Annotated in this window: 19 protein-coding genes and 2 tRNA genes; 5 read left to right on the forward strand and 16 right to left on the reverse strand. The window is 46.0% G+C overall.

From position 1 onward, the window contains the following. Window positions 1–194 precede the first annotated feature (194 nt). Together tig and MHI55_RS24770 are read right to left on the reverse strand one after the other, a co-directional pair. On the reverse strand, window positions 195–1535 hold the full coding sequence (gene tig / locus MHI55_RS24765; RefSeq protein WP_076253317.1) for a trigger factor: 1341 nt from the start codon (window positions 1533–1535) through the stop codon (window positions 195–197). Window positions 1536–1673: 138 nt separating this feature from the next. Then, window positions 1674–2516 carry a hypothetical protein gene (locus MHI55_RS24770; RefSeq protein ID WP_036605959.1) on the reverse strand — a complete coding sequence of 281 codons (843 nt, stop codon included), beginning with the start codon at window positions 2514–2516 and terminating at the stop codon, window positions 1674–1676. Between the two features lie 327 nt (window positions 2517–2843). Here MHI55_RS24770 and MHI55_RS24775 point away from each other — a divergent pair. Then, a tRNA-Arg gene (locus tag MHI55_RS24775) sits at window positions 2844–2917 on the forward strand. Between the two features lie 631 nt (window positions 2918–3548). Further along, the gene (locus MHI55_RS24780) at window positions 3549–4778 is read left to right on the forward strand and encodes an MFS transporter (RefSeq protein WP_036605884.1); all 1230 of its coding nucleotides are present in this window, start codon (window positions 3549–3551) and stop codon (window positions 4776–4778) included. 127 nt (window positions 4779–4905) lie between these two features. Here the strand turns inward: MHI55_RS24780 and MHI55_RS24785 are convergent, their stop codons facing one another. The 3 genes from MHI55_RS24785 to MHI55_RS24795 form a co-directional block, all read right to left on the reverse strand. Continuing rightward, window positions 4906–8865 (reverse strand): S8 family serine peptidase, encoded by a 3960-nt coding sequence (locus MHI55_RS24785; RefSeq protein ID WP_340387363.1) that lies wholly within the window; start codon window positions 8863–8865, stop codon window positions 4906–4908. Between the two features lie 395 nt (window positions 8866–9260). After that, entirely contained in the window at window positions 9261–10031 is a 771-nt protein-coding gene (locus tag MHI55_RS24790) for a class I SAM-dependent methyltransferase (RefSeq protein WP_076253315.1), read from the reverse strand. A gap of 287 nt (window positions 10032–10318) precedes the next feature. Then, a tRNA-Arg gene (locus MHI55_RS24795) sits at window positions 10319–10392 on the reverse strand. 480 nt (window positions 10393–10872) lie between these two features. Here MHI55_RS24795 and MHI55_RS24800 point away from each other — a divergent pair. Further along, window positions 10873–11166 (forward strand): DUF4870 domain-containing protein, encoded by a 294-nt coding sequence (locus tag MHI55_RS24800; protein WP_017692583.1) that lies wholly within the window; start codon window positions 10873–10875, stop codon window positions 11164–11166. A 178-nt stretch (window positions 11167–11344) separates the two neighbouring features. Here the strand turns inward: MHI55_RS24800 and MHI55_RS24805 are convergent, their stop codons facing one another. After that, window positions 11345–11701 (reverse strand): hypothetical protein, encoded by a 357-nt coding sequence (locus MHI55_RS24805; RefSeq protein WP_036605881.1) that lies wholly within the window; start codon window positions 11699–11701, stop codon window positions 11345–11347. 31 nt (window positions 11702–11732) lie between these two features. Beyond that, complete coding sequence (locus tag MHI55_RS24810) at window positions 11733–12032, reverse strand: hypothetical protein (protein ID WP_017692581.1); 300 nt, start codon at window positions 12030–12032, stop codon at window positions 11733–11735. 192 nt (window positions 12033–12224) lie between these two features. On the opposite strand from MHI55_RS24810, the gene asnB reads away from it, so the two are divergent. Beyond that, window positions 12225–14069, forward strand: a complete 1845-nt coding sequence (gene asnB, locus MHI55_RS24815; RefSeq protein ID WP_036673522.1) for an asparagine synthase (glutamine-hydrolyzing) — start codon at window positions 12225–12227, stop codon at window positions 14067–14069. 146 nt (window positions 14070–14215) lie between these two features. Here the strand turns inward: asnB and MHI55_RS24820 are convergent, their stop codons facing one another. From MHI55_RS24820 to MHI55_RS24860, 9 genes are all read right to left on the reverse strand, one after another. Further along, window positions 14216–15913 (reverse strand): methyl-accepting chemotaxis protein, encoded by a 1698-nt coding sequence (locus MHI55_RS24820; protein ID WP_340387365.1) that lies wholly within the window; start codon window positions 15911–15913, stop codon window positions 14216–14218. 413 nt (window positions 15914–16326) lie between these two features. Beyond that, window positions 16327–17187 carry an STM4011 family radical SAM protein gene (locus MHI55_RS24825; protein ID WP_076319732.1) on the reverse strand — a complete coding sequence of 287 codons (861 nt, stop codon included), beginning with the start codon at window positions 17185–17187 and terminating at the stop codon, window positions 16327–16329. Continuing rightward, a complete protein-coding gene (locus tag MHI55_RS24830) occupies window positions 17184–18572 on the reverse strand; it encodes an STM4012 family radical SAM protein (RefSeq protein WP_036673517.1) in 1389 nt (462 codons plus the stop codon). Before MHI55_RS24830 ends, MHI55_RS24825 begins: the two co-directional genes overlap by 4 nt. A 47-nt stretch (window positions 18573–18619) precedes the next feature. After that, window positions 18620–19405 (reverse strand): STM4013/SEN3800 family hydrolase, encoded by a 786-nt coding sequence (locus MHI55_RS24835; protein WP_340387367.1) that lies wholly within the window; start codon window positions 19403–19405, stop codon window positions 18620–18622. Then, window positions 19398–20648, reverse strand: coding sequence for an STM4014 family protein (locus MHI55_RS24840; RefSeq protein WP_340387369.1), 1251 nt, complete (start codon window positions 20646–20648; stop codon window positions 19398–19400). Before MHI55_RS24840 ends, MHI55_RS24835 begins: the two co-directional genes overlap by 8 nt. Window positions 20649–20669: 21 nt before the next feature. Then, a complete protein-coding gene (locus MHI55_RS24845) occupies window positions 20670–21512 on the reverse strand; it encodes an STM4015 family protein (protein ID WP_074096268.1) in 843 nt (280 codons plus the stop codon). Window positions 21513–21862: 350 nt separating this feature from the next. After that, on the reverse strand, window positions 21863–22486 hold the full coding sequence (locus MHI55_RS24850) for an XTP/dITP diphosphatase (RefSeq protein ID WP_340387371.1): 624 nt from the start codon (window positions 22484–22486) through the stop codon (window positions 21863–21865). Between the two features lies 1 nt (window position 22487). Continuing rightward, entirely contained in the window at window positions 22488–23243 is a 756-nt protein-coding gene (gene rph, locus MHI55_RS24855; protein ID WP_340387373.1) for a ribonuclease PH, read from the reverse strand. Window positions 23244–23544: 301 nt separating this feature from the next. Next, window positions 23545–24600 (reverse strand): GerMN domain-containing protein, encoded by a 1056-nt coding sequence (locus MHI55_RS24860; protein WP_282320375.1) that lies wholly within the window; start codon window positions 24598–24600, stop codon window positions 23545–23547. A 272-nt stretch (window positions 24601–24872) separates the two neighbouring features. Between MHI55_RS24860 and MHI55_RS24865 the strand changes: the two genes are divergently transcribed. Further along, window positions 24873–25439 carry a phosphatidylglycerophosphatase A gene (locus MHI55_RS24865; protein ID WP_017692570.1) on the forward strand — a complete coding sequence of 189 codons (567 nt, stop codon included), beginning with the start codon at window positions 24873–24875 and terminating at the stop codon, window positions 25437–25439. Window positions 25440–25598 lie beyond the last annotated feature (159 nt).

Consider the following 25598-nt stretch of genomic DNA (forward strand, 5'->3'; position numbering starts at 1 on the left):
TATGCCGTCTTGCCGTTTTTTATTTGCATGAAGTACATAGGTATGTAAAAAGTGTACGCGGATCAATAAAATTAGTGTTCATCCATATAATTACTTCATTTTCTATAAAATGGATGTCATAATTTAAAAATAAGGCACGCAATAATTCACGTGCCTTATCGTTTATTCAACTGACAAGTTGATAACAGCTTGTCTTATTTTTCGTCAGCTTCTGCAACAACTTCTTCAGCTGGAGCTTCAACCGGTTCAACAACTGTGCTGTTCTCAAGGAGAACGTCAATCGTTTTACGCAGTTTAACTTCATCGCGAAGGCTGTCCAAGGAACCATTACCTTCGAGGATGCCACGGATCTCATCAGCAGGACGCTTGTAAGATTCAGCCATTTTCTCGAGTTCTTGATTCACTTCTTCATCAGATACTTCAATGTTTTCCGCTTTACCTACAGCTTCAAGCACCAGGTTGTTGCGAACACGTTTGGAAGCATCTTCTTGCATTTGCCCTCTCAGGTCAGCTTGAGTCTGGCCAGAGAAGCTCAGGAACATTTCAAGGTTCATACCTTGGTTACGCAGACGGTTGTCGAAATCACGCATCATGTTTTGTACTTCGCTCTCTACCATTGCAGAAGGAATGTCCACTTCAGCGTTCTCAGCCACTTTTTCTACAACTGCATTTTCTTGAGCAGCTTTGGCTTCGTCAGCTTTACGGGATTCCAATTGTGTTTTCAGATCAGCTTTGTACTCTTCAAGTGTGTCGAATTCGCTAACATCTTTAGCAAACTCATCATCCAATGCAGGAAGTTGTTTGCGTTTGATTTCGTGAATTTTCACTTTGAATATCGCTTGTTTGCCAGCAAGTTCTGCTGCATGGTAGCTCTCCGGGAAAGTCACTTCTACGTCTTTGAAGTCACCTGTGGACAGACCCACAACTTGTTCTTCAAATCCAGGAATGAATGTGTTGGAACCCAGTTCCAGGGAATAACGCTCAGCTTGTCCACCTTCGAAAGGTACACCATCAACGGAACCGTCGAAGTCGATTACTGCAACGTCGCCGTTAGCAGCGGAACCTTCGTCAATTACAACGAGTTCAGCGTGACGTTGTTGAAGACGCTCAAGTTCTTCAGTCACTTCTGCGTCAGTTACTTCGCCTTTTGCTACAGCAACTTCGATTCCTTTGTACTCACCAAGAGTAACTTCTGGTTTCACAGTTACTTTTGCTTTGAACTTGAATGTTTGTCCTTTAGCAAATTGTTCAACATCTACGTCAGGACGATCAACCGGGAAGATATCCGTTTGGTCGATTGCTTCTGTATAAGCTTCAGGAAGCAAAATATCGATTGCTTCTTGATAAAGGCTCTCTACACCAAAACGTGCTTCGAAAATGGAACGTGGTACTTTACCTTTACGGAATCCAGGTACGTTTGCTTGTTTAACCACTTTATTAAAAGCTTTGTCGAGTGCTGCAGTTACACGATCTGCATCCACTTCAACCTCAAGAACCCCAAGGTTCTTCTCTATCTTTTCCCAAGTTGCTTTCATTGTATACTTTCCCCTCCAAAATTCACATGTTCACGTAGGCAATCACGTACAAAATAACCATTTTAGTATAAACAAGATTAGATTCTTTTTCAAGGGGAATCCCTTGATACAGTTTAAGGAAAACGTTTCCGGCCTCGATTAACCATCCAAACCGGCAGATACAAACTGTTTCATGGAACGATAAGCCTGCTCCAGTCGAAAGCGCATCGCGCCTGTCACAGCATACATTGAGCGGGTATTTTCCTCATCATGCGAACCACCCAGACTGTCTGCAACGGTCATATGTAGAGCTGCTGCCCATATATCTGTCATGGAATCATTTTCTTCCAGCATCGATACATAATCACGGGTTCCATACACCGCCATGACATATTGTATCCACAGTTCCTGGGCAAAATAAAAGAGCGTAGGTTCATGAACCTCCGTCTGATCTGCCACTCGTTCCAGAATCTGAACGATTTGGAGCGGGAATTCCTCTGGTCTAAGAGGCACGGTGTCGATCTCGACTTCAACCTGCTCTTCGCCTCTCGTAAACAGGATCATACCTTGAACACCTCGTCGGCGCAAGGTTTGCAACACCCGAAATTGAAGCAGAGGGTGAAGCGACTTATCTTTTAACCAACTCGTAAGTGCCTCGTCAATCTTCGGTAGATCAAGATAGGCCAGCTGCTCCAAAGCCAGCATCGTCTGTTCAGACAGCGGCTCCTCCATTACTGTGCGAAGCATCTTATCTGCATAACCATCATCCTGTTCAAGCTTCATTCGGGCATGTTGCCGTGCCATGTCTTCCTCACTAATCTCTTCTTCCTCTTCTCGTTCTTCAAGAACGGCAGGCGAGGTTTCTTCATATTGAGGAAACGCAGCCTGAAGCCATTCGAGCAGAGCCCGCCATTCATCATAATGGCGCTCTTCCTGTCCCTGACATTGCAGCAAAAAGTGAAGCAATTTCATCGCTTCACCATACCGTTCATTTTCAAGCATAACTGTCAATTGAATCTGGTAATAGTCCAGCGTCTTAGGAAACAGCACAATATTGTTGTTATGCTCGGTTTCCGGGGTCGTGGATTCCTTAATGGGAGCACCTCCTCTATATCCTGAATCTCCAGTCGGAATCAACATAAATAGATGTATATATTAAAACGATTGTTGATCTATTTTCTGAGTTCTCCTGATATTCTAACATAACCTTAAATATAATGAAAAAAACGTTACTGCCGCTAAATATCATATACGAAAAATAATTCAAAATAAAACGCTTGATATTCCTGTATGCATATGATAAAATCAATTTTGCTTGAAAAAATTCATGTCTCAGTAGCTCAGCTGGATAGAGCAACGCCCTTCTAAGGCGTCGGTCGGGGGTTCGAATCCCTCCTGGGACGTATTAAAAGAAGCTTCCTTCGGGAAGCTTTTTTTGCGTCTAGGGATGAGAAACCCAATGGTTCGTCGGAGCATTCGCTTCGTTAGCACCACTTCGCAGTCTCGACTGCAAGGAGAGTATCCCTCCTGGGACGTATAAAAAGAAGCTTCCTTCGGGAAGCTTTTTTTGCGTTCTAGGGATGAGAACCCCAACAGTTCGTCGGAGCATTCGCTTCGTTACATGCTCTATGTCGCTGCATTGGAGCGTCCGCGTTTGCTCACTCTATAAGCAACGCGTTGAAAGTACCGACGTTCTAACGAACATAGGACACTTTATTTGCTCCCAATTCAGCATTGTGGAATTCTAACGAATCTTAGAGAGCTTATTTCACCATTCCGGGGTATTAACTCACTTATTTGCGCTTCATAGCCTGATTAACGTCGCTGAGGTTCGTTAGAATCTGAAAATAGCGATTTTACCCATTATAAGACCTCGTGGATTCGTTAGAGTTCACAGGCTAGTCAAGGCACCCATTGTCCATTAGGTGTTTTTTCATTTCATTGCTCAATATTGACATAGAATGTTATGCTTACGGAGTGGATTATGTAACAATCCATACATATTAACTTCTTAGAAAACAGGAGATTTTATCAATGTCATCTTCAATACAGCAACACTCATCGATCCATACCGAGGAAGAACATTCTTCGACATCCAAAAGATTCGGCCTGTTATTAGCAGGCATTATCGTCATCGCCGCTACCATGAGGTCACCGATTACAGCAACCGGACCTGTAGTGGAGATGATCCGCTCAGATACAGGTATCGGCCATACGATGGTCGGGCTTCTGACCTCACTTCCTTTGCTCGCCTTTGCAGCAGTCTCTCCTTTTGCACCACGTCTTGCCAAACGTTTAGGACTCGAATCTGCTCTGCTATTGGCTGTTATGATCGTAACCATTGGGGTGGCCTTACGCTTGTTGCCTTCCGTTCTCTCCTTATATGCAGGAACCGCAATTTTGGGGTGCGGCATTGCATTAAGCAACGTGCTTTTGCCAAGTTTGATCAAACGTGATTTTCCATTACGGGTAGGTATCGTCACCGGATTATACTCTGTATCCATGAACATATTTGGCGCCATCGCCTCAGGTGTGAGTGTGCCCGTAGCAGGAGCCACATCTATGGGTTGGCGTGCTTCGTTAGGCATGTGGGCCTTGTTGTCCATATTGGCGCTTCTCTTGTGGCTCCCCCAGATCGCCGCAGGACGTCAGCGAATGTTATTCATAGCCACACAGAGTGAAGGGACACCTGTACGTCTACGGACCTCTTCCCTGGCCTGGTTCATTACTTTATTTATGGGTCTGCAATCTCTAATATTCTATACAACGATTACCTGGCTTCCCGAAATTCTTGCTGAGCAAGGATTCAGCCCCACCTCAGCAGGGTGGATGCTCTCCCTGATGCAGATGGTTAGTGTACCAGCTACCTTTATCGTTCCAATCCTCGCCGGCCGAACGCGAGATCAGCGTGTTCTAACCGCGATAACGTGCTCTTCTTTAATTGTCGGGTATGCTTTATTGTTAAGTGGCATCGCTTCGCTCGTTACCATTGGTGTCACGTTGGCAGGAATAGGTGCTGGAGCTTCATTTGGCATGGTAACAATGTTCTTCGTCCTTCGCACAAAAGATGCCAGACAAGCTGCCAGCCTGTCCGGTATGGCCCAGTCCTTCGGATATATGCTAGCGGCAGTTGGACCTTTACTGTTCGGTATGCTTCATGACTGGACAAAAGGATGGACCCTGCCGTTGCTAATACAGGTCATTCTGGCCATCGCTTTGTTAATCGCAGGGATTCAGGCCAGCAAAAATAGAATGATCGGTTAGTCATACAATTCATTTATAAAAAAACAAAACGGCCTCCATCCTGCAAATCAGGATGGAGGCCGTTTATGCATAGAACAATTCCTTCATTAATTGAATCCATTTTAATCAATTTCAATGAGGAATGAACTTACTTCACTTTTACCTTAATCGTGTCTGTGCTGGTAACACCGCCTGCGTTAATTAACTCTGCCCGATACGTATACGTGCCCGATGTTTTCCCGGACAGTGTAGTCACAGCACTTTGTGCATAAGGTGTAGCCGAACGGAGTTCTTGCGTATCGATCAACTTATCATTTTCATAGAGACGATACTCTGTAGCGTTGGTCCCCCACCATAGGTTCATGGTCACCTTATAATGGCCGTCGCCATCCCAGTTATCGTGAGAAATAACCGCTTTGCCTGGCGTTGCGTTGGTAACCCGAACAGTCAACGTCTGACTACGCGTTGTTCCCTTGTCGTTGGTCAGCTCAGCCACGTACGTATACGTGCCATTGGCTTTGCCCGTGATCTTCGTCTGAGCAAACTGCGCCCAAGGCGCGTTGTAAGTCAACTTCTGCGTATCTACCAAAACCCCGTCCTCATATAACTTGTAGCTAGTTGCGTTCTCGCCCCACCACAGGTTCATTGTAACGATATACGCGCCCTCTGGTAAGCCGTTGCCTACCCAGTTATTGTGAGACAATACAGGCGTACCTGGGGCCTTGGTTGCCGGAGTTTCAGGTTCGGTCTCCACTGCTTCCAATTTCAGTGCCGTATTGGCTGTACCCGAAAGCCCCTGTTGGTCTTTTACTGTAAGTTCAACAGCATACTCGCCTGCTTCAATTCCCTCCAAAGGAAGGTTGAAGGTACCATCAGCTTGTACTTCAAAGACTCCTTCTTTATAAACCGATCCATCCTCTTTTTTCACAACATACGTTGCTTCCAGAGAAGCGGCCGGATCAAACGTGATGTCCCATCCGCTGGCAAGCGCAGGAGCTACACGGAAGTACAAGTCTTCCACGCTACCGTTAAGGACAGCAGACTCATCCTCTTTGAACTCCAACGCTTCTGGTGCAGTTACAGCCGGAGCTGTCTTTTTCACCAAAAATGGCGAAGTGTCTTCCTTATAGGTTTTGCCGTCCGTACCAATAGTAGTGATGTCTACGGTATATAAACCATCCGGAATCTCAGTCACTTCATCGGTTGTGTAATCTGCATATGAGCCGTCCCAAGCAAGGTTGTATCTTGCATTGGCATTGAAGTTGAAATAGTTACCAAAGATGGAGCCGATATAACCATCTTGATAATATCCACCTTCCGGATTAAGACCATCATAGATCTCAATCAGGGCAAATGTCATCGGATTATAGAATTCCATCGCAACATTCAGCGTATCCAACGTACCATCAGCCTTCAATGGATAGTGGAATGGATTTTTCTCAGTGCCTTTTACGGTTTCGATATACTTAACTCCACTCAACGTAACGTTGAAATGAGCAACATATGGCACAGTAAAAGTATTGGTTCCGTTTGAGAACTCAATGTATCCTTGTGCTTCTGTAGTTGCAGTAACCCCTCGTGGAACGGTGATTGTTACTGCAAGTTCTTCCTCACCATTCAATGTGAAGGAACTCTTGTCCACGGCAACGGATACACCAGCGACATTACGAGTTGGATTCACATTTACGGTGTAATCCCCGCCACTCCCATTCAGCGCTTCAACTTTAATTGTTTTGGTAATCGTCTTTTCATCTGTGCTCAGGAAATTACCGTAGTTGATACTTCCGGTGATATTCTCCTTTTCAACAACAGAGCCACTTTCTGTGTATTGAGTTACATCAAGCACTTTGACAAAAGCAGCAGGATCAATGGTATTTACAGCCTGAATACGGCCAGCGCCTTGATCAAATACATCAAACTTGGTTGTATCCAGCACCTTACTATTGTTCATCAGTGCAACTTTGATATCAAATGGAGTCCATTCGGGATGCTTCTCGATCAGCAACGCAATCAAACCAGCTACATGAGGTGTAGCCATACTTGTACCTGATTTACGATCATAAGCTTGTGCGTAATCTGCGTCTGGCTCATCCTTGCCGTAGGCAGGAATCGTAGACAAAATGCTTGTACCTGGTGCAACAATATCCGGTTTGATGTCCAGTGTTACCTTTGCAGGTCCACGTGAACTGGATGAACTCATTTCATCGCCCGGAGTTTGGGAACGTTCAAAATCACTAAAGCTCACTTCAACGGCTTGGCCTGCGTCCAGCTCAGCCTTGATCACATCTCCATCTTCCTTGGACATGCTCAGTGTTGGAATGAGTTCAAAGTTATCGCCCAGACTTACACCAATTGGGCCAGGAATGTTGTTATATACAATAACAGCCACGGCTCCGGCCGCTTTAGCATTGGCGATTTTCTCTACAAATGCGATTTCACCACGCTGTATTAATGCCACTTTACCTGTAAAATCTTTACCTTCAAAATCAGTTGGCTTACCCAGTGCTGCAAATTCCAGCTCATATTTCCCTGTCAAAACAGTTTCAGGGTCTGCCGACAGGCTCCATCCCATCAGATCCAGACGGTAAACCGACTCTGTAATAGCCAGTGGAGCTTCAGTCGGAGCAATTACAGACTCTTCTTCCACAGGAGCAGCTTCAGGAGAAGCTTCAACGGGTGCAGAAGGTGATGCAGATGGAGTATTTTCTTCCGTTGTAGCTTCTTCTACATTCAGATCTTCAGCTTTGTTAGAAACTGTGTCCTCCACAGCTGCTGCACTTTCCTCATCAGCAATTGCGGGTACAACTTGCTCTGAAACTTCTGGTGCTTCTGTTCCAGGTGCCGTCCCCAGTTCAGGAGATTGTTCAACCTCTGGCACCGGTTGTTGTTCAGGTTGTGCCTCTTCGCCTTCCTCACCAATCCAGAAGTGAGTATCGGCTGTAATCAGCTGGCTAGGTCCTGTAGAGTTACCTACCGTAATGGCCATTGCAGACGCACCCGGAGAACCGAGTGTATAACGGTTAGGTCCACTGTTACCACTTGCTACAACCGCTGTCACACCAGACAACATCGCATTGTTCAGGGCAACCGAAGTGATATAACTCGGGTCGTTGGCGGCGTTACCTAACGAGAGATTAATTACGTCCATGCCATCTTGAACAGAACGATCAATTCCGCCGAGTACCCATGAGGTTTGACCACTACCATACGGTCCAAGTACACGGTAAGCATAGATATCTGCTTCAGGAGCAACACCAACAATACCGTAGTCCCCCGCTTCGCGAGCAGCAACGGTACCCGCTACGTGTGTACCGTGAGATGTGTAATAGGGGCTTCCAAGCTCGTTAAGCTCAGGCTCGCCCGATCCTTTCCATTCTTGATATGTTGTTTCATACGGATCATTGTCGTTTCCAACAAAATCCCATCCACCTTTGTAGGCTTCTTGCAAATTAGGATGTTCATAGTCAATCCCTGTATCAATGACGCCGACTTTAATGCCATTTCCTTTGTAACCCAGATCCCATACTTCAGGTGCACCAATAAAAGGCGCTGTGTCTTTCATGTACGGGTTCACTTCATCTGTCTCGGGCGCTATTGTAACTTCAAGGTCTGGATATACGCTGACCACGCCAGGTATTTGAAGCAATTGTCCCACCTGGTTTCCTTTAAGCTCAATCGCTACACCATTCAGGGCATATGCATATTCTTCCAATACTTCATGTTTGATTTTCTTCTGAGTGAGGCTATGTACAAATGACTGTTGTTGTTGCTCAACTTGAGTCACAGCCTTTGTTTCCATAGAGGAGGTAAAAGATTTTCCGGAGAGGGTTGATTCACCTTGCGCTACTGCAACAGGTTTATTGGAAAGCTCAACGATCACTCGGGTGTTCTCGCCACCCAGACCTTCCAAGCTTTTATCCAAAAATGGATCTGCGGCAAGTTTTGCTTCCCGTCCTGCAAGAATCTCTCTCCATTGTTTGGCTTCGGCTGTACTGGGTAAGTTGTCAAGCTGAATAACTGAATCTGCGGGAGCGGCTCCAGCCGCGGGGAGAATAATGGAAAAGACCATCAGAACACTTAATAACGTGGATATCAATCGTTTACTCAAGGCTTTGCCCCTCCTTTTAAATGTGAATACGTCACCAAATGATGGGTTCCTGCTGTGTTTGTGCGTACTGCAATACGCACTCCAATTTCACCGCCTATCTGCAAGAAGATTGACCCTTGGTAAATTATTCTATCAAAATACCACATTTTCCTTCTAAATACTTACAAATATGATATAGAAATTACTTATATGGGTCTTGAGTATGATAAAAATATCCATTTGTAATTATTTGTCGTTTGAATATTTCATTTTTGAAATAATGCATCAAAAAAAGACCAAGAGCCTCTTTATCCGAAAGAGATTCCTGGTATATAGGGGAAGCGTGATTAGTATACAAAGGATCGTGATAGTTCGTCTAACATCGATAAAATTGCTAATTATCGCGAAATTTCACTTTATTCTGGCTTCACGGCTTCAATACGCAGGCGCTTGTAATCGGCATACATCGCATCATCTTTCCAAAGGTGAGACATCACGATCTGACTGGTTTCATGGCATATTTGTTGTATCTCTTCATGACTGAGACCTGCAAAATAGTCGCCTCCAAAATGAGCCAACCAGCCTACTATACCCTGCTCACCATCTGCCAGTCTGGTAGGACGGTCGTAGTGATAGACATGACGCACCATAAATCCACTTTGCTCTAAAATATGGCTATATTCTCCGATCGAAGGAAAGTACCAAGGATTGCGTTCCGATGCACGAATGCCCGTGTTTCGCTCCATAACCTGCTCTAATGCATTCACAATGGTCTGCACGTTCCCTTTACCACCAAATTCTGCGACAAAACGTCCTCCAGGCTTCAAAGATTTCCATATACTATCCACCACTAATCGCGGGCTTCGCATCCAGTGCAGGGCTGCATTGGAGAAGATGGCATCATATAGTCTATTCGTCTCAAACTGATGACCGTCTCCTTCCACGAACTCAAGTTCAGGGAATTTCTCCCTCGCACGGCGAATCATGTCCGTCGATGCATCCATGCCAATAACTTCAGCTCCGGCCAGAGAAATTTCATGCGTCAAATCCCCCGTCCCGCAACCCAGATCAAGGATGTATTCCCCTTTTTGGGGTTGAAGCCACGAAATCAAGTTTTTGCCGTATCCGGACACAAAAGCCAGTTTGTTGTCATACTCATCTGCTTGCCATTGATTTAATGATTTCATAGATACCACCGTCGCTTTCGTTATTGATGTCCTCATTGTGGCATAGAATTGTTTATTCTTTAAATATATAAATTCTATATTATTTATAGGTATAACCAATAGAACACTTCCTCTGAACGCAAAAAACTTCCCGAAGGAAGTTTCTTTTTAATACGTCCCAGGAGGGATGCTCTCCTTCCAGTCGAGACTGCGAAGTAGCGCTAACGAAGCGAATGCTCCGACGAACCATTGGGGTTCTCTTCCCCTGAACGCAAAAAAAACTTCCCGAAGGAAGTTTTCTTTTAATACGTCCCAGGAGGGATTCGAACCCCCGACCGACGCCTTAGAAGGGCGTTGCTCTATCCAGCTGAGCTACTGAGACAAATATGTATAATAAATTTTCGGCGCGGTTCTTATTATACTCTGATTTCTATATTTTTCAATAGTTTTATAAAAAAATTAATAATTATACTTAAATGCGGGTTCAAAAACTCCGGTTTTCAGTACCGAGAAGATGGAATAAAGCTAGAAATGGAGTAGCGGAGCGTAGGCAAACTACGTGAGCAACTACATTGTTTCCAAAGGAAACAACCTTCGTAAGCATCCTCTTATTTCGGCTGAATTCCATATTCGATGTTGATGATGCCACTAGGCATCATTCGTAATCAAAGGCGATAAATGTACTTTTCGGTGTTATTCTCATACTCCAGCCCCTTTGAGAATATGATAGCTTGAACCAGGTTATATTGAGGAGATTGGGACATTTAGAGTAAGATTAACATCAGACATTTTCAATGTCAGAATTGCTGGGTAATCTTTTGCATACATACATTTCAATGATCCATTGAAGGAGAGAATCGTCATGAGACAGCTTTTATCAGCCCTATCCTATTTCAGTATTTTCTTTGCCCCGTTCCTGTTTCCGATCATTATATGGATTGTTGCCAAGGATGATTACATTGAGGGACATGCAAAACGCGCCTTATTCTCACATGTATTCCCCTTTCTCGCTGCCATTCCGTTATTTTATTTCTTCGTGACTGCGCATAGTCTGGGTTCCGCCGTTGGGTTTGTCATTCTATTCTTTGTGATTTACGGATTAAGCTTTGTGTACAATGTGGTTAAAGGGATTCAAGTGCTGCGCGAGTATGCTTGATCACATCTCCACCTGATCTGACCATCGCATAACAAAACCCGCCGTTCAACAACGGCGGGTTTTTCCAGTTACAGATACAGTCAGAGCAACCAGCAACAGCAACAGGTCACATCTACATGTAGCTCAACATCGAACTCTATCCCACTATCCGCCACATGTGTTGCTGGAGCGTTACCTGTTAAGCCTGCCCGATCAGATAACGCTGAAGTGTTGGACCAAGCAAACCAAAGGAAAACAACTCACTTTGAAACCGAGCTTTATCTTCTTCTACTGTCATACCTTCGCTGTTCTCAAATGCGGTATCTGTCGCCTCTTCAAACGCAGTATGCATATTATTGTTATACCAGTCGATCGCCGAATCGGAGTGATTGCGTACAATTCGAACAACTTCCAGCGAATTTCCGGGCTGTGTTGAAGCCACGTATACAAGTAACGACGGATCTCCGGCATTTCCAGGCTGCACTTCAACCTCTGCACAAGACAATCCATCCACCTCGGTTAATCTGCGTATTTTGGCATCTTGAATGGCATACATTCGTCATCGCGCTCCTTTTCCTTTGTGCTTATCATGTACTTTGTTCAATCTGGTATCGTGTCTCTGGTGTGCCTAATCGGTAAATCTCTCGATACACCTGTTGTAATACCGTTTCATAAGCTCGGTTTACGGACTCCTCCGGTGTATCTGGCCATGGGAATACCATGCCAGGAAAGGCCTCTTCCTCCTTTTCCTGCATGAGGCTCAGCAGTCCCAGTAATTGCTCCGCTTCCTGCGGCGTTGCCTGAATGATCCATTCATATGATGTTACCGACGGATCCGGAATAACGGAGCGGCCCATGACAGACACATAATACTTCATACTGTCCATTGCATGTTCTCTCCTTCACAGGCATGTTGAGGCCGTTGTCCCTAGAACTAGTTTCCGAAGAGGACAGACATTTTATGCCTGCTTTCGGCATATATTTGTTACGACCTCTGACGAAAAGACAACATTTGCTGGTTGCCAGTAACTAAGCAGCCATACGGATGAATGACTCGACCAAGAAAGGATGAACAAACCATGTGCGGTATTACCGGCTTCATACAGTGGAATCGGGATTTGACCCAGGAATCAGAGCTGCTGGTCCGTATGACGGATAGCTTGTCGAACCGGGGGCCCGACGCTTCAGGTACATGGATCTCCAATCCTTGTGCCTTTGGACATCGGCGTCTTAGTGTAATGGACCCCGAGAACGGCGCACAGCCCATGCATGCGTTACAGGGAGATACCTCCTATACCGTCGTGTATAACGGAGAACTATACAATGCACCCGAGTTGAAAAAGGAATTGCTCCAGCGGGGGCATCAGTTCCGCACGCAATGTGATACGGAAGTGTTGCTCGCCTCTTATATTGAGTGGGGACCGGCATGTGTTGACCGGTTTAACGGTATTTTTGCTTTTGCCATATGGGATGGGGGACGCGAACAGGTTTTTATCGCAAGAGATCGCCTTGGCGTGAAACCTCTGTTCTACAGTAATAACAAAGACACTCTCGTATTTGGTTCAGAGCCCAAAGCTCTGCTTATTCACCCTGATGTGGAAGCCGCTGTTGGCCCGGAAGGATTGGCCGAAGTGTTTATCGTAGGGCCTGCACGGACACCAGGACACGGCGTATACTCTTCACTAAGCGAACTCAAGCCTGCGCACGCGCTGATCTATAACCGAAACGGTATCCGAACCTATGCCTACTGGAAACTGGAAAGCCAGAACCACGAACATAACCTGGAAGAGACGGCAGCAGAGGTACGCTCTCTCTTGCAAGATACACTGGAGCGCCAGTTGGCTTCGGATGTTCCAGTATGCTCTCTTTTATCAGGAGGACTGGACTCCAGCGCCTTGTCTGCATTAGCCGTTGATTATTACAAGCGAACCGGGCAAGGCCAAATCAGTACGTATTCTGTCGATTATGTGGATAACGCCAAGCATTTCCAGGCGCATTCCTTTCAGCCGGGTGCAGATGGACCCTGGATTAAGCGAATGGTGGATGAACTCAAGACCGACCATCACTGGATTGAGATTGAGAACGGAGAACTGATTCATGCACTGACACAGGCCATGTTAGTCAGGGATCTGCCAGGTATGGCAGATGTAGACTCCTCGCTCTATTTGTTCTGTAAAGAAATCAAAAAAGGGGCCACCGTTGCCATTTCAGGCGAAGCAGCGGATGAAGTGTTTGGCGGTTACCCCTGGTTCCATCGCGAAGATATGCTGAACTCCGGTACGTTTCCGTGGTCTGTAGCACCTGATATGCGAGCAGCGTTGTTATCCCCGGATATTCGGGAATGGATTCGGCCACTCGATTATTTGGCAGACCGCTATTCGGATGCAGTGGCTGAAGTGCCTCTGTTGGATGGGGAAACAGGTAAAGCTGCACAAATGCGGGTGATGTCCTACCTGAATATTACACGTTTCATGCCTACACTTCTGGATCGCAAAGACCGGATGAGCATGGGGGCAGGACTGGAAGTGCGGGTACCTTACTGTGACCATCGTCTGATCCAGTATGTGTTTAACATCCCTTGGGAAATGAAAATAACGGGCGGACGGGAAAAAGGTATTCTGCGTAAAGCACTCGAAGGTGTCCTGCCTGACGATGTGTTATATCGCAAAAAGAGTCCGTATCCGAAAACACATAATCCGCAATATCTGGCCGCGGTCAAACAGCAGGTACTTGATATCCTGGATGATCCCACTTCGCCGATTTTGCCTTTGATCGACAAAACTCAGATCCGCAATCTTGCGTCTTCACCAGATGCAGCTTCCAATCTTCCCTGGTTCGGACAGTTAATGTCTGGGCCACAGTTATTTGCATATCTGACTCAGATCAATACCTGGTTGCGGACATATAAAGTCGCTATTCGTTAAGATCAAGTTATGCATTGATTCAGCATGATGAATTATTTAAGGGTGCCCAAACAGTAACTACTGTGTTTGGACACCCTTTTATTACTTTTTTATAAGAATCTCTGTCGTATGCGCTCGTTCTTCATCCACATTCCACTCAGTTCGATTTATTGCACTTTGAAACGACTGACGGTCTGTTGCAACTGTTCTGCCATCAAGGAGAGATCATTGGCTGCGGAAGCAATCTCCTGCATCGCAGACAACTGCTCCTCTGAAGATGCACTCACTTCTTCTGTTCCAGCGGCCCCCGTTTCGGTCACTTCCATGATTGTTTTCATAGACCTATTAATCTGTTCTACCCCTGTTGACATTTGCTCAATTGAAGCAGAGACTTCCTGTGTTTGCCCCGCTACGCCCCCAACCGCCTCACGAATTTCATCAAATGTGGCTCCCGCCTGGTGAACAAGTGTAATCCCCTCTTGAACCTCTGCGGATACAACCACCATAGATTCAGCAGCATTTCGCATTCCCTTCTCAATCGATGCCACCAATGGAACAATTTGATTAGCAGAAAGCGCAGACTGCTCAGACAGCTTCCGAACCTCTGTAGCAACAACCTGAAACCCTCTTCCCTGTTCGCCAGCTCGTGCAGCCTCAATAGCAGCATTAAGGGATAGGAGATTCGTCTGTGCTGATATTTCCGAGATGCTGTCCACCATTTTCACAATATCCTGAGAGTGTCTGCTCAGTTCCTGGATCACGACCGACAGATTCGACACCGTCCCTTGTATAGAATTCATTTGACCTATCGCAGACTGAACTGACTCGCTACCCGATATTGTTTTTACGGAGACTTTGGTAGCTTCTTCAGACATATGGAGTGTGTTCTCCGTAACTTGTTGAAAGCCTGTCGTTAACTCATTCATCGTTTGGAATCCATCACTCGCCATTCGAACCTGTGTATCCATACCTGTTGCAATCTCACCCATTGTGATGGCCACTTGCTCTGTGGCGGTTGCTGTCTGTTCGGTGCTTGCCGTCAACTCCTCTGAAGAGGCAGCTACCCGTTCTGCACTGTCTCCTACCTGATGAATGAGTGTACGCAAATTTGCAGACATGATGTTAAAGGCTTGGGCGAGATCACCAATCTCATCCTTGTTACGGACCACAATAGGCTCACCAGTCAGATCTCCGTCTGCAATCCGGCTCGCGGATTGGGCAATAGCAGCAACAGGCAAGGATATCATTCTGCCAATGACATACGCCACAAGTGCCCCGATTAGAAGAGAAGCCACTCCAATAATTGCAATCCACCTAAGGACCTGCACAATCTGAAGATTAGCCTCCACAACGCCTGAGTTCATGGCATCTTGTTGATGCGTTTCCATACCTTCCACAATTGCTTCAAATTCAGAGATCAGACTTGGGGCTGTGTCCTTCAGTAATCTTGAGATTTCACTGTTATTCCCCTGTCTTGTCAATGTCATAATCTGCTGCGCAAGTTCATAATATTGGCTCATCGCTTCATCCGATCGTGAAAGGTAATCTTTCATCTTTGAACTTGTAACTGTTGATTTTAATTCTTCATTTAACGCTATGTAATCTTCATAAGCTTTATTAAATGCCTGTTCGTTCTCTGCACTGTCTTCCAGAATATAATTTCTCAAAGCAATCTGCTGTGATTTAAGATCAATCGACATATTTTTAATGAGTAATAGTTTGCTTGTTCTATCATTAATTAATTCTGTATACGTTTTCTCAACGGCTATAAACTGCGTATATGTTATAACCGTTATAGCCACCAATAATAACAGCACAGATGAGAAACCCATAAGTAATTTACGGCTAATTGAAATTTTTTTCATGTGTACTCCCCCGAAAGTTCAGATAACGTGCATGATACTTCCTACATCCACCCTCCTTTCAATTAAATTGAGACTTTAGACCCAATTAAAAATATAATTCGCGATTATATGTACAAATACTATTCATAACAGGGTCTTTTTTCCTATTCATACTAACCCATAAAATATAAAATTTGAATCATAAACTTAAAAATATTATTTTTCAAAATTGTCAAGGCCCTTTTAATAAAGAACACAAACACTAACTCTTAGTCCGGTAAAACAAAAAAAACACCTTCCAGAAGGCAAGTCCAAACCAAAGGTCTGATCCTGCCTATACTAAAAGATGCGTTTGAAGTTACGCTGATATGTGGTTTAGAAACGGATAAACATATTCCAGCTCCCCAGTGGAATAGCTAAATATGAAATGCCGGTCAACGAATCAATACCGGATTACGTTCAAGCAGCCCGCTGCCAAACGTTTCCCTGAACGGGGAATCCTCCATATGGATATAACCGATGTAACAGCCACATTTTTTCATGCGACAGGGCCGATCCTCAGACAAAGCCTGCAAACCATCGCGATATAGATGTCCAATGATTCGTCGATCCTTGTAACATCTCTTCACATGCCCGGACCCCTGTATATAAAATACTTCCGAACCGGCAGCACATCGTTTGCCCAAGCTCTCATAATCCTGCAGATTACCTTCAAAAAGCGGATCAAGCCCACGTAAAAACTGAATCTCTTCCGGCGTGTAATACTTGGGCCGATCTTTGAAGGCATTAACCCACATATACACATCATCCGGCAAAGCCTGTCTCATGGACTCAATTGCGGGGAAAGCACTACGGAGTCCGACAGTACCGACACTAAAAGCAAGTCCCATCTGACGCAAGGTCAGACATTGTTTAACAAAAGAAGCCTCTTTTGTCTCACGAGGATGATACGTCGCCCAAAAGGCCGCTTTATTCGCATCCAACTCCCTCGCCCAATCCAGTTTGACGGACAGGTTGGTTTGAATTGCAACCTTATCCACATGTGGCATATGTGACAGCTCAACCATCGCTTCCCGGTACCACCGACGCACCAAAGCTTCACCATAGGGATTGAAGAAAATCGAAAATTGATGCCCAGCACTCTCTTGCTCCCTGACCCAATTCACAAATTGACGCAATTGTTGTTCATCCACTTCCAACGTCTCTTTGGAATCCACGGTTTTGCTAAAAGGGCAGTATGGACAGTCGTAATTACAGGAAGACAACTTCCCCCGATAATACAAAGTCGCTCTCATGAGAAAACAAACCCTTCCATCTGTTCACGAATTTCGGCAGATATAAGCCAATCTCCAATCGCATCGGAGTAACCCAGTCCTTCTTCTGTCAGACGCAGCACCTGCTTGTCCTCATCACTCTCCAACTCCGCCATGCCCTCTGTCAACAGTTCAGCCAACCAGACATAGTCGGACATCACATCGGTACCAAAGCGTTGTTGGTAGTCAGACAACGTCAATCCCTCCCGATGCAGCAAGGCTTTCAGAATAAAGCGACGTCTCTGTTCCTCACGGCTTAACACGATGCCATAATCCGCCACATCGTAGCGCTCGGTTGCCACATAATCGGCAATGATGCTCTGTGTGGCCTTGTAACTCACGCCATACTTGGAAGCATAATGTACTTCACTCGTATAAGAGCGTGCGCCACACCCCAGACCAACCATGCCTTCCTCCTGACAGCTGTATGGCAGAAGTGCTTTCGAGGACGACTGTTCTTTGGCAAATCTGCGCATGGAATATTGCACATAACCTTTACTTTTTAAAGTCTCACGTGCAGCTTTATACAGTTCCATCCGAATATCAGGTCCCTGACGTCGAATATCATCAGGTTTCACGATTGTATTTTCCCGTGTATACAAGGGATAGATGAAGATTTCGCCCGGTTCGTAGGCCAGAACTCTTTCCAGTGAATATATCCACGATTCCACCGTTTGACCCGGCAAACCATAGATCAGATCCAGATTTAACAATGGGAAATCATACCGAGTAAGCTTCTCAAGCGCTCGTTCAACTTCCTGCGGTTTTTGTGGACGATAGATGGCAGATGCTTCAGCTTCAATAAAACTCTGGATGCCCATACTGACACGATCCACACTTCGTTCCTTCATGATGGCCAGCTTGGCTTCCGTAACGGTATCCGGCGACGTTTCCACCGAAATCGATGCTTGCGCAGGGTCCAGCCCCATCACATGTTCAGCAATATCAAACAGACGATTCAACTGAACCTCATTTAATAATGTAGGCGTTCCCCCACCAATCGCGAACCGCGAATACGGTCTTCGAGATGTAATGGGTGCCCACTGCTTCGCCTGACGTTCCAGCGCATCTACATAGCGTTCATGCGTATCATCCCGTCGATCCGGCAGTGTGAACAGATTACAGAATCCGCAACGAGCAGCACAAAAGGGAATATGCATATATAAAAAATACGTATCGGTATTCTCTCGTTCCCACAGTGGCCCTAGTGGCAGTGGTGGATCAAGCTCCCGATAGGCGGTCTTGTGTGGGTACGAGTATAAGTAAGAACGATAAGGGAATGCCAGTACTTCACTGAGACTTGTAGCTATATTGGATCCGGACTGTGTGGAATGGCCTGTTGTTGTATGTTGTATATGTTTCTCCATCGGTTTCCTCCTGTCTCCGGTTGTTGTCCTCATAAGATCAATACATTCTATACTAAAAATTCACGGTAAGGCACCGTCCAGACGACATCATGTGCAAGCCGGTGTCCTTGATACCCGTCTTCACCGTAAGCTGTACCATGATCGGAAAAAGCCAGGCAATACGCAGGCCGGGCGCGTTTCCTCATCGCCTCAAACAATGGTCCAAGAGCCTCATCTACATATCGAAGTGCAGCACGTTGAGTCTCCACCGAGTCCTCCTTCGCTCCTTCTACAAAGTAACGATTGGGTCCATGAATGGCAGACACGTTCAAAAACATAAATATCTTTTCATCCGACGCTGTCTGTTCAAGCAACTTTAATGCATGCTGTACCTGATGCTCTGTTGATTTGGGGTTGGTTACCCCAAAGTTCATTCTCCAGTAGCTCTGTTGGAAATAACCGGGCAATACTTTTGCAAGCGGATTTTTTTTCGTAAAAAAGATGACGCCGCCAATACAGATGGTACGGTAACCTTCAGCTGCGAACCCGGATACGATATCCGGTGTATCAAACAGCCAGGTGTGCGGATGTGTTTTGAGTCCGGTATTCCGGGAATGAAATAGCCTTACATGAGATGCCTTATCTGTATTGGCAGGAGTCGGCATAAAACCACCAAAAAAAGCATGGTGTGCCGCATATGTAAAACTGCCTGGGGTATGACGCTTCTCCCACGGACCCGAACCACACAGATTAGGACAATTCTCCTCTTCCAGCTTGGCTACGTCATAGCGTAACGTATCCAGCGTAATCATTAACAGATCATGGGAGCCCACAATGGTGTTCATATCAGGCATGTTGAATAGGCTCCTCCTTTCGTAAAAGTTCCATTTCCCACTCATAGGTTCCGAGGCCATGATGCTCAACCCTGTATAACAGATCTCCAAATGGATTCACATCCAGCACATAGGCACGCGGATTCGAACCACTAGTAAGCATCACATCAATCCCGGCTGACCACGAGTTGGGAAATGCAGACATGGCTGCTTGCGCTGCCAACCGTACCAGCGACATCCGCTGTTCATCCAGGCCTGCTTCAGCAGGCAGCATACGCTCATTGCGCAGATGCAGATTGGTAATCGGGGTACGGCTCAGCCGCATAATCGCGTGACCTGCCTGTCCACCTGCAACCAGTTGGCGAATATCATAGGCCCGCTGATCAAGCGTGGCTTTTGGCATCCATCGTTCAATCTGTGCACCTTCTGCACATAACCAGTTCATCAGCGTAGCAATCTCTTCACTGCGGGTATACTTGCGTAGACGTCCTTCATTGAAGAAAATCGTCTTGCCCTGTCTCTGTTCCATCCCCATCGTTGTTACAGCGATTTCATCACCCGTTCGAGGATTGACTTGATAGGCAACAACTCCTGAAGCCCCGGAGCCGCACGCAAGCTTCACAAACACACGATGCATCTCGGCAGCCTTCATTGAGCTACGCAAGTCCATATAATTACGGATTGGCTGCGAAAATTGCAGCGCCGGAGGTACATCAACTCCATGTGAAGATAGATGCTGCTGACATGTTCTCTTGTCAAACATCAATTGGATATCGGCGGGATCATTCAAGAATCGGACTTCAGGCCATATTTCCCGAGACTCACGGCCGATTCGATCCAAACATGCTTTCCAGCCACGAAACCACTGGGCGGGAGCGTATATTCTTCCCCACTCCTGTTCCAGCGCAAGTGCCTGTTCTGCGGGAAATGCTTCTGTACCCATTCCACCCGTTAATGTTGACGTATCGTCCATATCCCCAAGGAACAGTAAGTCACGTTCCACTTCCCAATCCTCTCCAGGAGCATCTATTCGAATCAGGGGTACAGGCAGATTGAAATCTACTGTATCAGCGATGGTTCGTCCGTGTCTCCAATTCTGCAGCAATTGAGCATATGGCAGTACAACCGCAGGTTTCAAACCCAATCTATGCCTAGCCTCTTGCAGCCCTTGTGTTCGTCGGTTATCAGGGTTTCCGATCAATAAAAAAGGCTGATCTTGCGTTAGATCAGGTACATCTATTGGTTGATGCAAACTCTCATTCATTTCCTTTACACCTGACATCGACTATTCCGTTAACGATGGATAGCGCCAGTCATCCTCATCACTCTGTTGCTGGTCGCTAACATCTACAGATATACCCGATCGGTTCCAGCGACTGATCATTTCATTGGTCATGTAATGGTAACTCAGATCAAGATGTTTCAGTTTCTTGATCTTGTCACTGGCAAGCAACGCCTCAGCCCCTTCATCGGACAACGTTCCTTGCGATAGATCCAGTACTTCAAGTTGATCCAGAATAGGTGCTTCAGCTGCTGCTTTGGCAATCTCATCCTGAATTTCACTGTCTTTCAGACCCAAGTAAACCAGCTTTGGAAATAATCCTTTTTCTAACAAAGGGAGTACATCTTCAAGTGATCCATTGAAACCATAATTATCCACACCCAGGTACAGTTCCAGTTTACGCAATTCAGGCAACTTGGCATGGGTGATTGAAGATAACACTTCTCTCGGGAGACCACCACAAATAATAATTAATTCTTCAAGCTTGGCATGCTGGAGTGGTTCCAGACTGAGGCCGCTACTGCCCATTACAGAGAATGATTTTAATTCTGGAAAAGCACCTAACAGTGGTGTGAGATTTGTCTGGATAATCCACGATACTTCACATTCTTCGAATCCCATATCTCCGATGAACAGTTTCTTCAATGACGGAAAGCTTGGAGCAGACTCGACGAGCGTACCTATGAACTCATCAGGCGAATTTTCATAAGCCTGTCCCCAATCTCCGATGACCAGACTTTCCAATGAGCTAGCCTCCGGTTTAGCTGCCAGTTCCTTAATTAACTTTTCCATACGAATGCCGTCCTCATAATCATCGTAAGATACAACAAGCTTCACTTCTTGCATGAGTAGATCCCTCCGTTTAAGGTTCATATGTGATTCGTTAGTTTGAATGTTAACCCATACCACACAAGGCTTGCAACTTCTTCCAACTCCAGTCCCAATGAGATTCCCAATCGTGCAATGTAAACCATTTCTCATGTAGGTACAAGAACATATGTTCTGATGTATAGTCGCAGAAATAGCTATCTTCAATTAGGTATATGGATGGACCCTCACCAAACCCGATCAAACACTTCAATTCATAGAAAAAGCGTTAATGGCGGATGAAGCATCCCATCGGAATGCTTCTGTCCTTCCATTAACGCTTTGATGTTCACATATCATGAAGTTAAATCAAGATGTTTCATTTAGTCTTAGCCTTCAAGTCTGGATACAAGCGCTCTCAGCGCATGACCACGGTGACTAATCGCTTGCTTTTGCTCAAGCGTCAGCTCTGCCATCGTCATCTCGTATTCAGGTACATAGAAGAGTGGGTCATATCCAAAACCGCCAGCACCTGCAGCTTGAGCCGTAATCCAGCCTTCCGCAGTGCCTTCTGATTCATACTTATCACCTGTTGTTGGATCGTACAGGACCAGCGCACAAACGAAACGAGCCGGACTTAGTAGCGGCTGCTCGGTGTCCTCACCGGATTTCAACGATTCCAGCGTCTCCAGCAACTTCGCATTATTCTGTGCATCCGTTGCTCCTTCACCTGCATATCTCGCTGAATATACCCCTGGCTCACCATCCAACAGGTCTACACATAAACCTGAATCATCTGCCAGAACGGGCAAACCAAGCGCATCACCAACCGCTTTGGCTTTCTTCCAGGCATTCTCCGCAAACGTTACGCCATCTTCTACCACATCCGGTAGCTCCGGATAGTCAAACATGCTCTTAACCTCTTTGTCAAGCGGTGCGAAAGCATGAGCGAATTCACGGACTTTACCCGCATTGCGGGTTGCAACAATGAGGATTGGGCTGTCCAAACTCATCTTAGGCTTCCCCTAATCCACGCGCGCCGATCTTGAGCGCAATCGGTCCAAGCACTTCTTTTTGACGCTCGATCATTTCCAGAATTCCCTGTTCGCCCAGTTCCAACATGGCGTTCAGCTCACGGCGATCAAATGGTGCTTCCTCACCTGTTCCCTGAAGCTCGACGTATTTACCGCCACCTGTCATCACCAGGTTCATGTCTACCTTGGCTTTGGAATCTTCATCATAGTTCAGATCCAGTACAGGCTGTTCACCCACAACACCCACACTTACTGCGGCAATGAAATCCGTAATCGGGAACACTTGCAGTTTGTGCTGTTGGGAGATCTTGTTCACGGCAAGCGCCAGCGCTACAAACGCACCGGTAATGGACGTTGTGCGTGTGCCTCCGTCAGCTTGAATAACATCACAGTCCAAGGTAATCGTACGCTCACCAAGAGCCTGCAGATTAACTACCGAGCGCAGTGCCCGACCAATCAGACGCTGGATTTCCATGGTGCGTCCAGTTAATTTGCCACGATTGGCTTCACGTTGGTTCCGGGTATGTGTTGCACGTGGCAACATGGAATATTCAGCTGTTACCCAGCCTTTACCCTGCCCTTTCATAAAGGGTGGTACACGTTCCTCTACTGTAGCTGTACAGATCACCTTTGTATCTCCAACTTCAATCAGTACAGAGCCCTCGGCGTATTTATTCGTGTTCACTGTTAAATTCAGCGCGCGCAGCTGTTCGCTGGTTCGTCCGTTTGATCTCATATTTTCTGCCTCCTACGACTTAAGCATCCTGTAATGTTGAACTTATTCACACTTTTAGAGATTGTTCAAAAAGCTCGCTTTTGATTACGAAAAATGCCTTAAGGCATCATCAGCATCGAATATGGAATTCAGCCGAAATGTCCGTTGCTCACGTAGTTTGCCTACGCTCCGCTACTCCATTTCTAGCTTCATCCCATCTTCTCGGTACTGAAAACCGATCTTTTTGAACACGTATTTTTACTAATCCCTTATATTTTACCAAAGAGTTCGGTTAAAAGCATCCTTAAGCATTCCTTGGTCATTAAATCGGAATTTCGTTGATATATTCAGGCTTGGAAACCGGCGCACTGTAATCCCTGTTGTCGTCACCCATGACCGTTTTTTGGCCGTTCCACTCGATCTGTACTTTGGCATCCTTGCTGGCTGTATTCTCCGCAGTGGTTAATACGACAGACTGTAACAGCTCGCTTGGCACGATATCCCCTTCGGCAAACATATCATCTTTCAAGGCAACCGTTACCGTGCCATCCTCTGCCGTTTTGACCGATTGCAGCTCCGTTCCGCCTGTCATGACCTCTTCCAGTTCTCCACCTTTGTCAGGTCCTTTGATGAGTTCGTTCAATGCTGCCTGCACCCGATCTTCACCAGGTGTAACCAGACGTGTCACCGGAACATAATATTGGATGCCTGCTGGTGAAGCAGCGGAGAAATAGACCGTGACCGGGCTGCTATTCGTCACAAACGTATCACCCAGATCCAGATTGATTCCCACAGCCCGATTCAGCGGTTCAGGCAACGGCGTGCTGTTCACCGGCATTTGCGTTAACTTTTTGCCATCCACCCAGATCTGCACATTCTCCACATCAGGCGTTCCCGTCAATGTCCACGTGACAGCTTCTAGCATTTTCCGTTCTTCCTTTGCATCATACTTGGCAAAATTACCCGAGAACTCAACAACCGCCAGCTTGTCATCCGTGTGAATCGTTACATTCTGCACAACCGTTCCCTGCGGGAGAACGCCCTGGAATCCTTCAGGCAGCATACCCGCATAGGCCCCGCCTGTGACAAGTGTATCCAGAGCTGTCTTTGGACTGCTTGCGTCTGTTCCAGAAGGAAGTGTCAGGGATACCGGAGCGAGCAGCCCCTGCTGGTCTTGCAGATATACCGTCGTTAACGGGAGCATTGCGAGTGCTCCATTCCCTTCGGCCGCTTGAATCATAGCTGCTTCCTGGATGGGCGGTGGTGGATCAACAGCTTCGGAAGACTGTGCTCCAAACATGCCGCAGCCTGACAATACCATAGGAATACTCAGCAGCGCTGCTGCCGATACCGTACGCAAAGAATGGATCTTTCTCATGATCACGTTCCCCCTCATCATTTTTACAGTTTGTACTACCATGTATACGAGCCTTTGTCCAAAAAATAACTAAAAGATAATAAGAAAAATGTCTATCAACGCACTTTCACGGAAGACAGACCGTGTTTAACTGAAATTTTCCATGTGGTAATCGAATTGTTCCACTTCACTGAAACTTATAATTTTATTATCTTAAAGAAACGTAAACCAGGTTAATAACGTATTAGGAAGCAAGAGTAGGGACATTGCTAACTTCAGAGGAGGAATCGCCCATGGAACATCCTGAGCAAGAAAAAATCCCTTACAGCCTGAATAGCCGCAAGGTGGCGGAGGCCACAAGGGAATGGCTGCATAAGCGGGGCGTCACGATCCCTGAGATCGCAGAGCTGGTCATGTTATTGCAGCAAAAATATTATCCAGGTCTTACGATGGAAGAATGTATCGAAAATGTGGAGATGGTTCTCCGTAAACGTGAGGTACAGAATGCTGTTCTGACCGGAATTCAGCTTGATATTCTGGCAGAACAGGGGCAACTCATATCTCCTTTGCAGGAGATGATTGAGAACGATGAAGGATTGTATGGCGTGGATGAGATTTTGGCATTCTCCATCGTCAATGTATATGGCAGTATTGGATTTACGAATTATGGTTATGTGGACAAGCTGAAACCAGGGGTGCTTGAACGACTGAATGACAAGAGCCTGGGCCCTGTCCACACGTTCTTCGATGATATTGTCGGTGCGATTGCATCAGCAGCGAGCAGTCGGATCGCCCATCGCAAACAATCCGAGCTTGAAGAAGCACTGGGAGAAAAACCTGTTAGTGATGACGCTGTATAATGCGTAACTCGTTTTATATCTGAAGCCATGTGGAACATTGGACATGTGTATGGATGCTTCGTGAAATGACTGTTCAATAAAATAACTGTTCATGGAAAAAGCGGCCTGATGGCCGCTTTTTTGCATGTGTAACGATACATATTGGATAATCCACATTTT

It is taken from the genome of Paenibacillus sp. FSL E2-0151 (assembly GCF_037993015.1).
Lineage (GTDB): Bacteria > Bacillota > Bacilli > Paenibacillales > Paenibacillaceae > Paenibacillus > Paenibacillus amylolyticus.

Bases quoted from the DNA above. Each gene is read 5' to 3' on its own strand.
- tig (WP_076253317.1), bottom strand. From the start codon at position 1,535: ATGAAAGCAACTTGGGAAAAGATAGAGAAGAACCTTGGGGTTCTTGAG.
- MHI55_RS24770 (WP_036605959.1), bottom strand. From the start codon at position 2,516: ATGCTTGAAAATGAACGGTATGGTGAAGCGATGAAATTGCTTCACTTT.
- MHI55_RS24780 (WP_036605884.1), top strand. From the start codon at position 3,549: ATGTCATCTTCAATACAGCAACACTCATCGATCCATACCGAGGAAGAA.
- MHI55_RS24790 (WP_076253315.1), bottom strand. From the start codon at position 10,031: ATGAAATCATTAAATCAATGGCAAGCAGATGAGTATGACAACAAACTG.
- MHI55_RS24800 (WP_017692583.1), top strand. From the start codon at position 10,873: ATGAGACAGCTTTTATCAGCCCTATCCTATTTCAGTATTTTCTTTGCC.
- MHI55_RS24805 (WP_036605881.1), bottom strand. From the start codon at position 11,701: ATGTATGCCATTCAAGATGCCAAAATACGCAGATTAACCGAGGTGGAT.
- MHI55_RS24810 (WP_017692581.1), bottom strand. From the start codon at position 12,032: ATGGACAGTATGAAGTATTATGTGTCTGTCATGGGCCGCTCCGTTATT.
- asnB (WP_036673522.1), top strand. From the start codon at position 12,225: ATGTGCGGTATTACCGGCTTCATACAGTGGAATCGGGATTTGACCCAG.
- MHI55_RS24820 (WP_340387365.1), bottom strand. From the start codon at position 15,913: ATGAAAAAAATTTCAATTAGCCGTAAATTACTTATGGGTTTCTCATCT.
- MHI55_RS24825 (WP_076319732.1), bottom strand. From the start codon at position 17,187: ATGAGAGCGACTTTGTATTATCGGGGGAAGTTGTCTTCCTGTAATTAC.
- MHI55_RS24830 (WP_036673517.1), bottom strand. From the start codon at position 18,572: ATGGAGAAACATATACAACATACAACAACAGGCCATTCCACACAGTCC.
- MHI55_RS24835 (WP_340387367.1), bottom strand. From the start codon at position 19,405: ATGCCTGATATGAACACCATTGTGGGCTCCCATGATCTGTTAATGATT.
- MHI55_RS24840 (WP_340387369.1), bottom strand. From the start codon at position 20,648: ATGAATGAGAGTTTGCATCAACCAATAGATGTACCTGATCTAACGCAA.
- MHI55_RS24845 (WP_074096268.1), bottom strand. From the start codon at position 21,512: ATGCAAGAAGTGAAGCTTGTTGTATCTTACGATGATTATGAGGACGGC.
- MHI55_RS24850 (WP_340387371.1), bottom strand. From the start codon at position 22,486: ATGAGTTTGGACAGCCCAATCCTCATTGTTGCAACCCGCAATGCGGGT.
- rph (WP_340387373.1), bottom strand. From the start codon at position 23,243: ATGAGATCAAACGGACGAACCAGCGAACAGCTGCGCGCGCTGAATTTA.
- MHI55_RS24860 (WP_282320375.1), bottom strand. From the start codon at position 24,600: ATGAGAAAGATCCATTCTTTGCGTACGGTATCGGCAGCAGCGCTGCTG.
- MHI55_RS24865 (WP_017692570.1), top strand. From the start codon at position 24,873: ATGGAACATCCTGAGCAAGAAAAAATCCCTTACAGCCTGAATAGCCGC.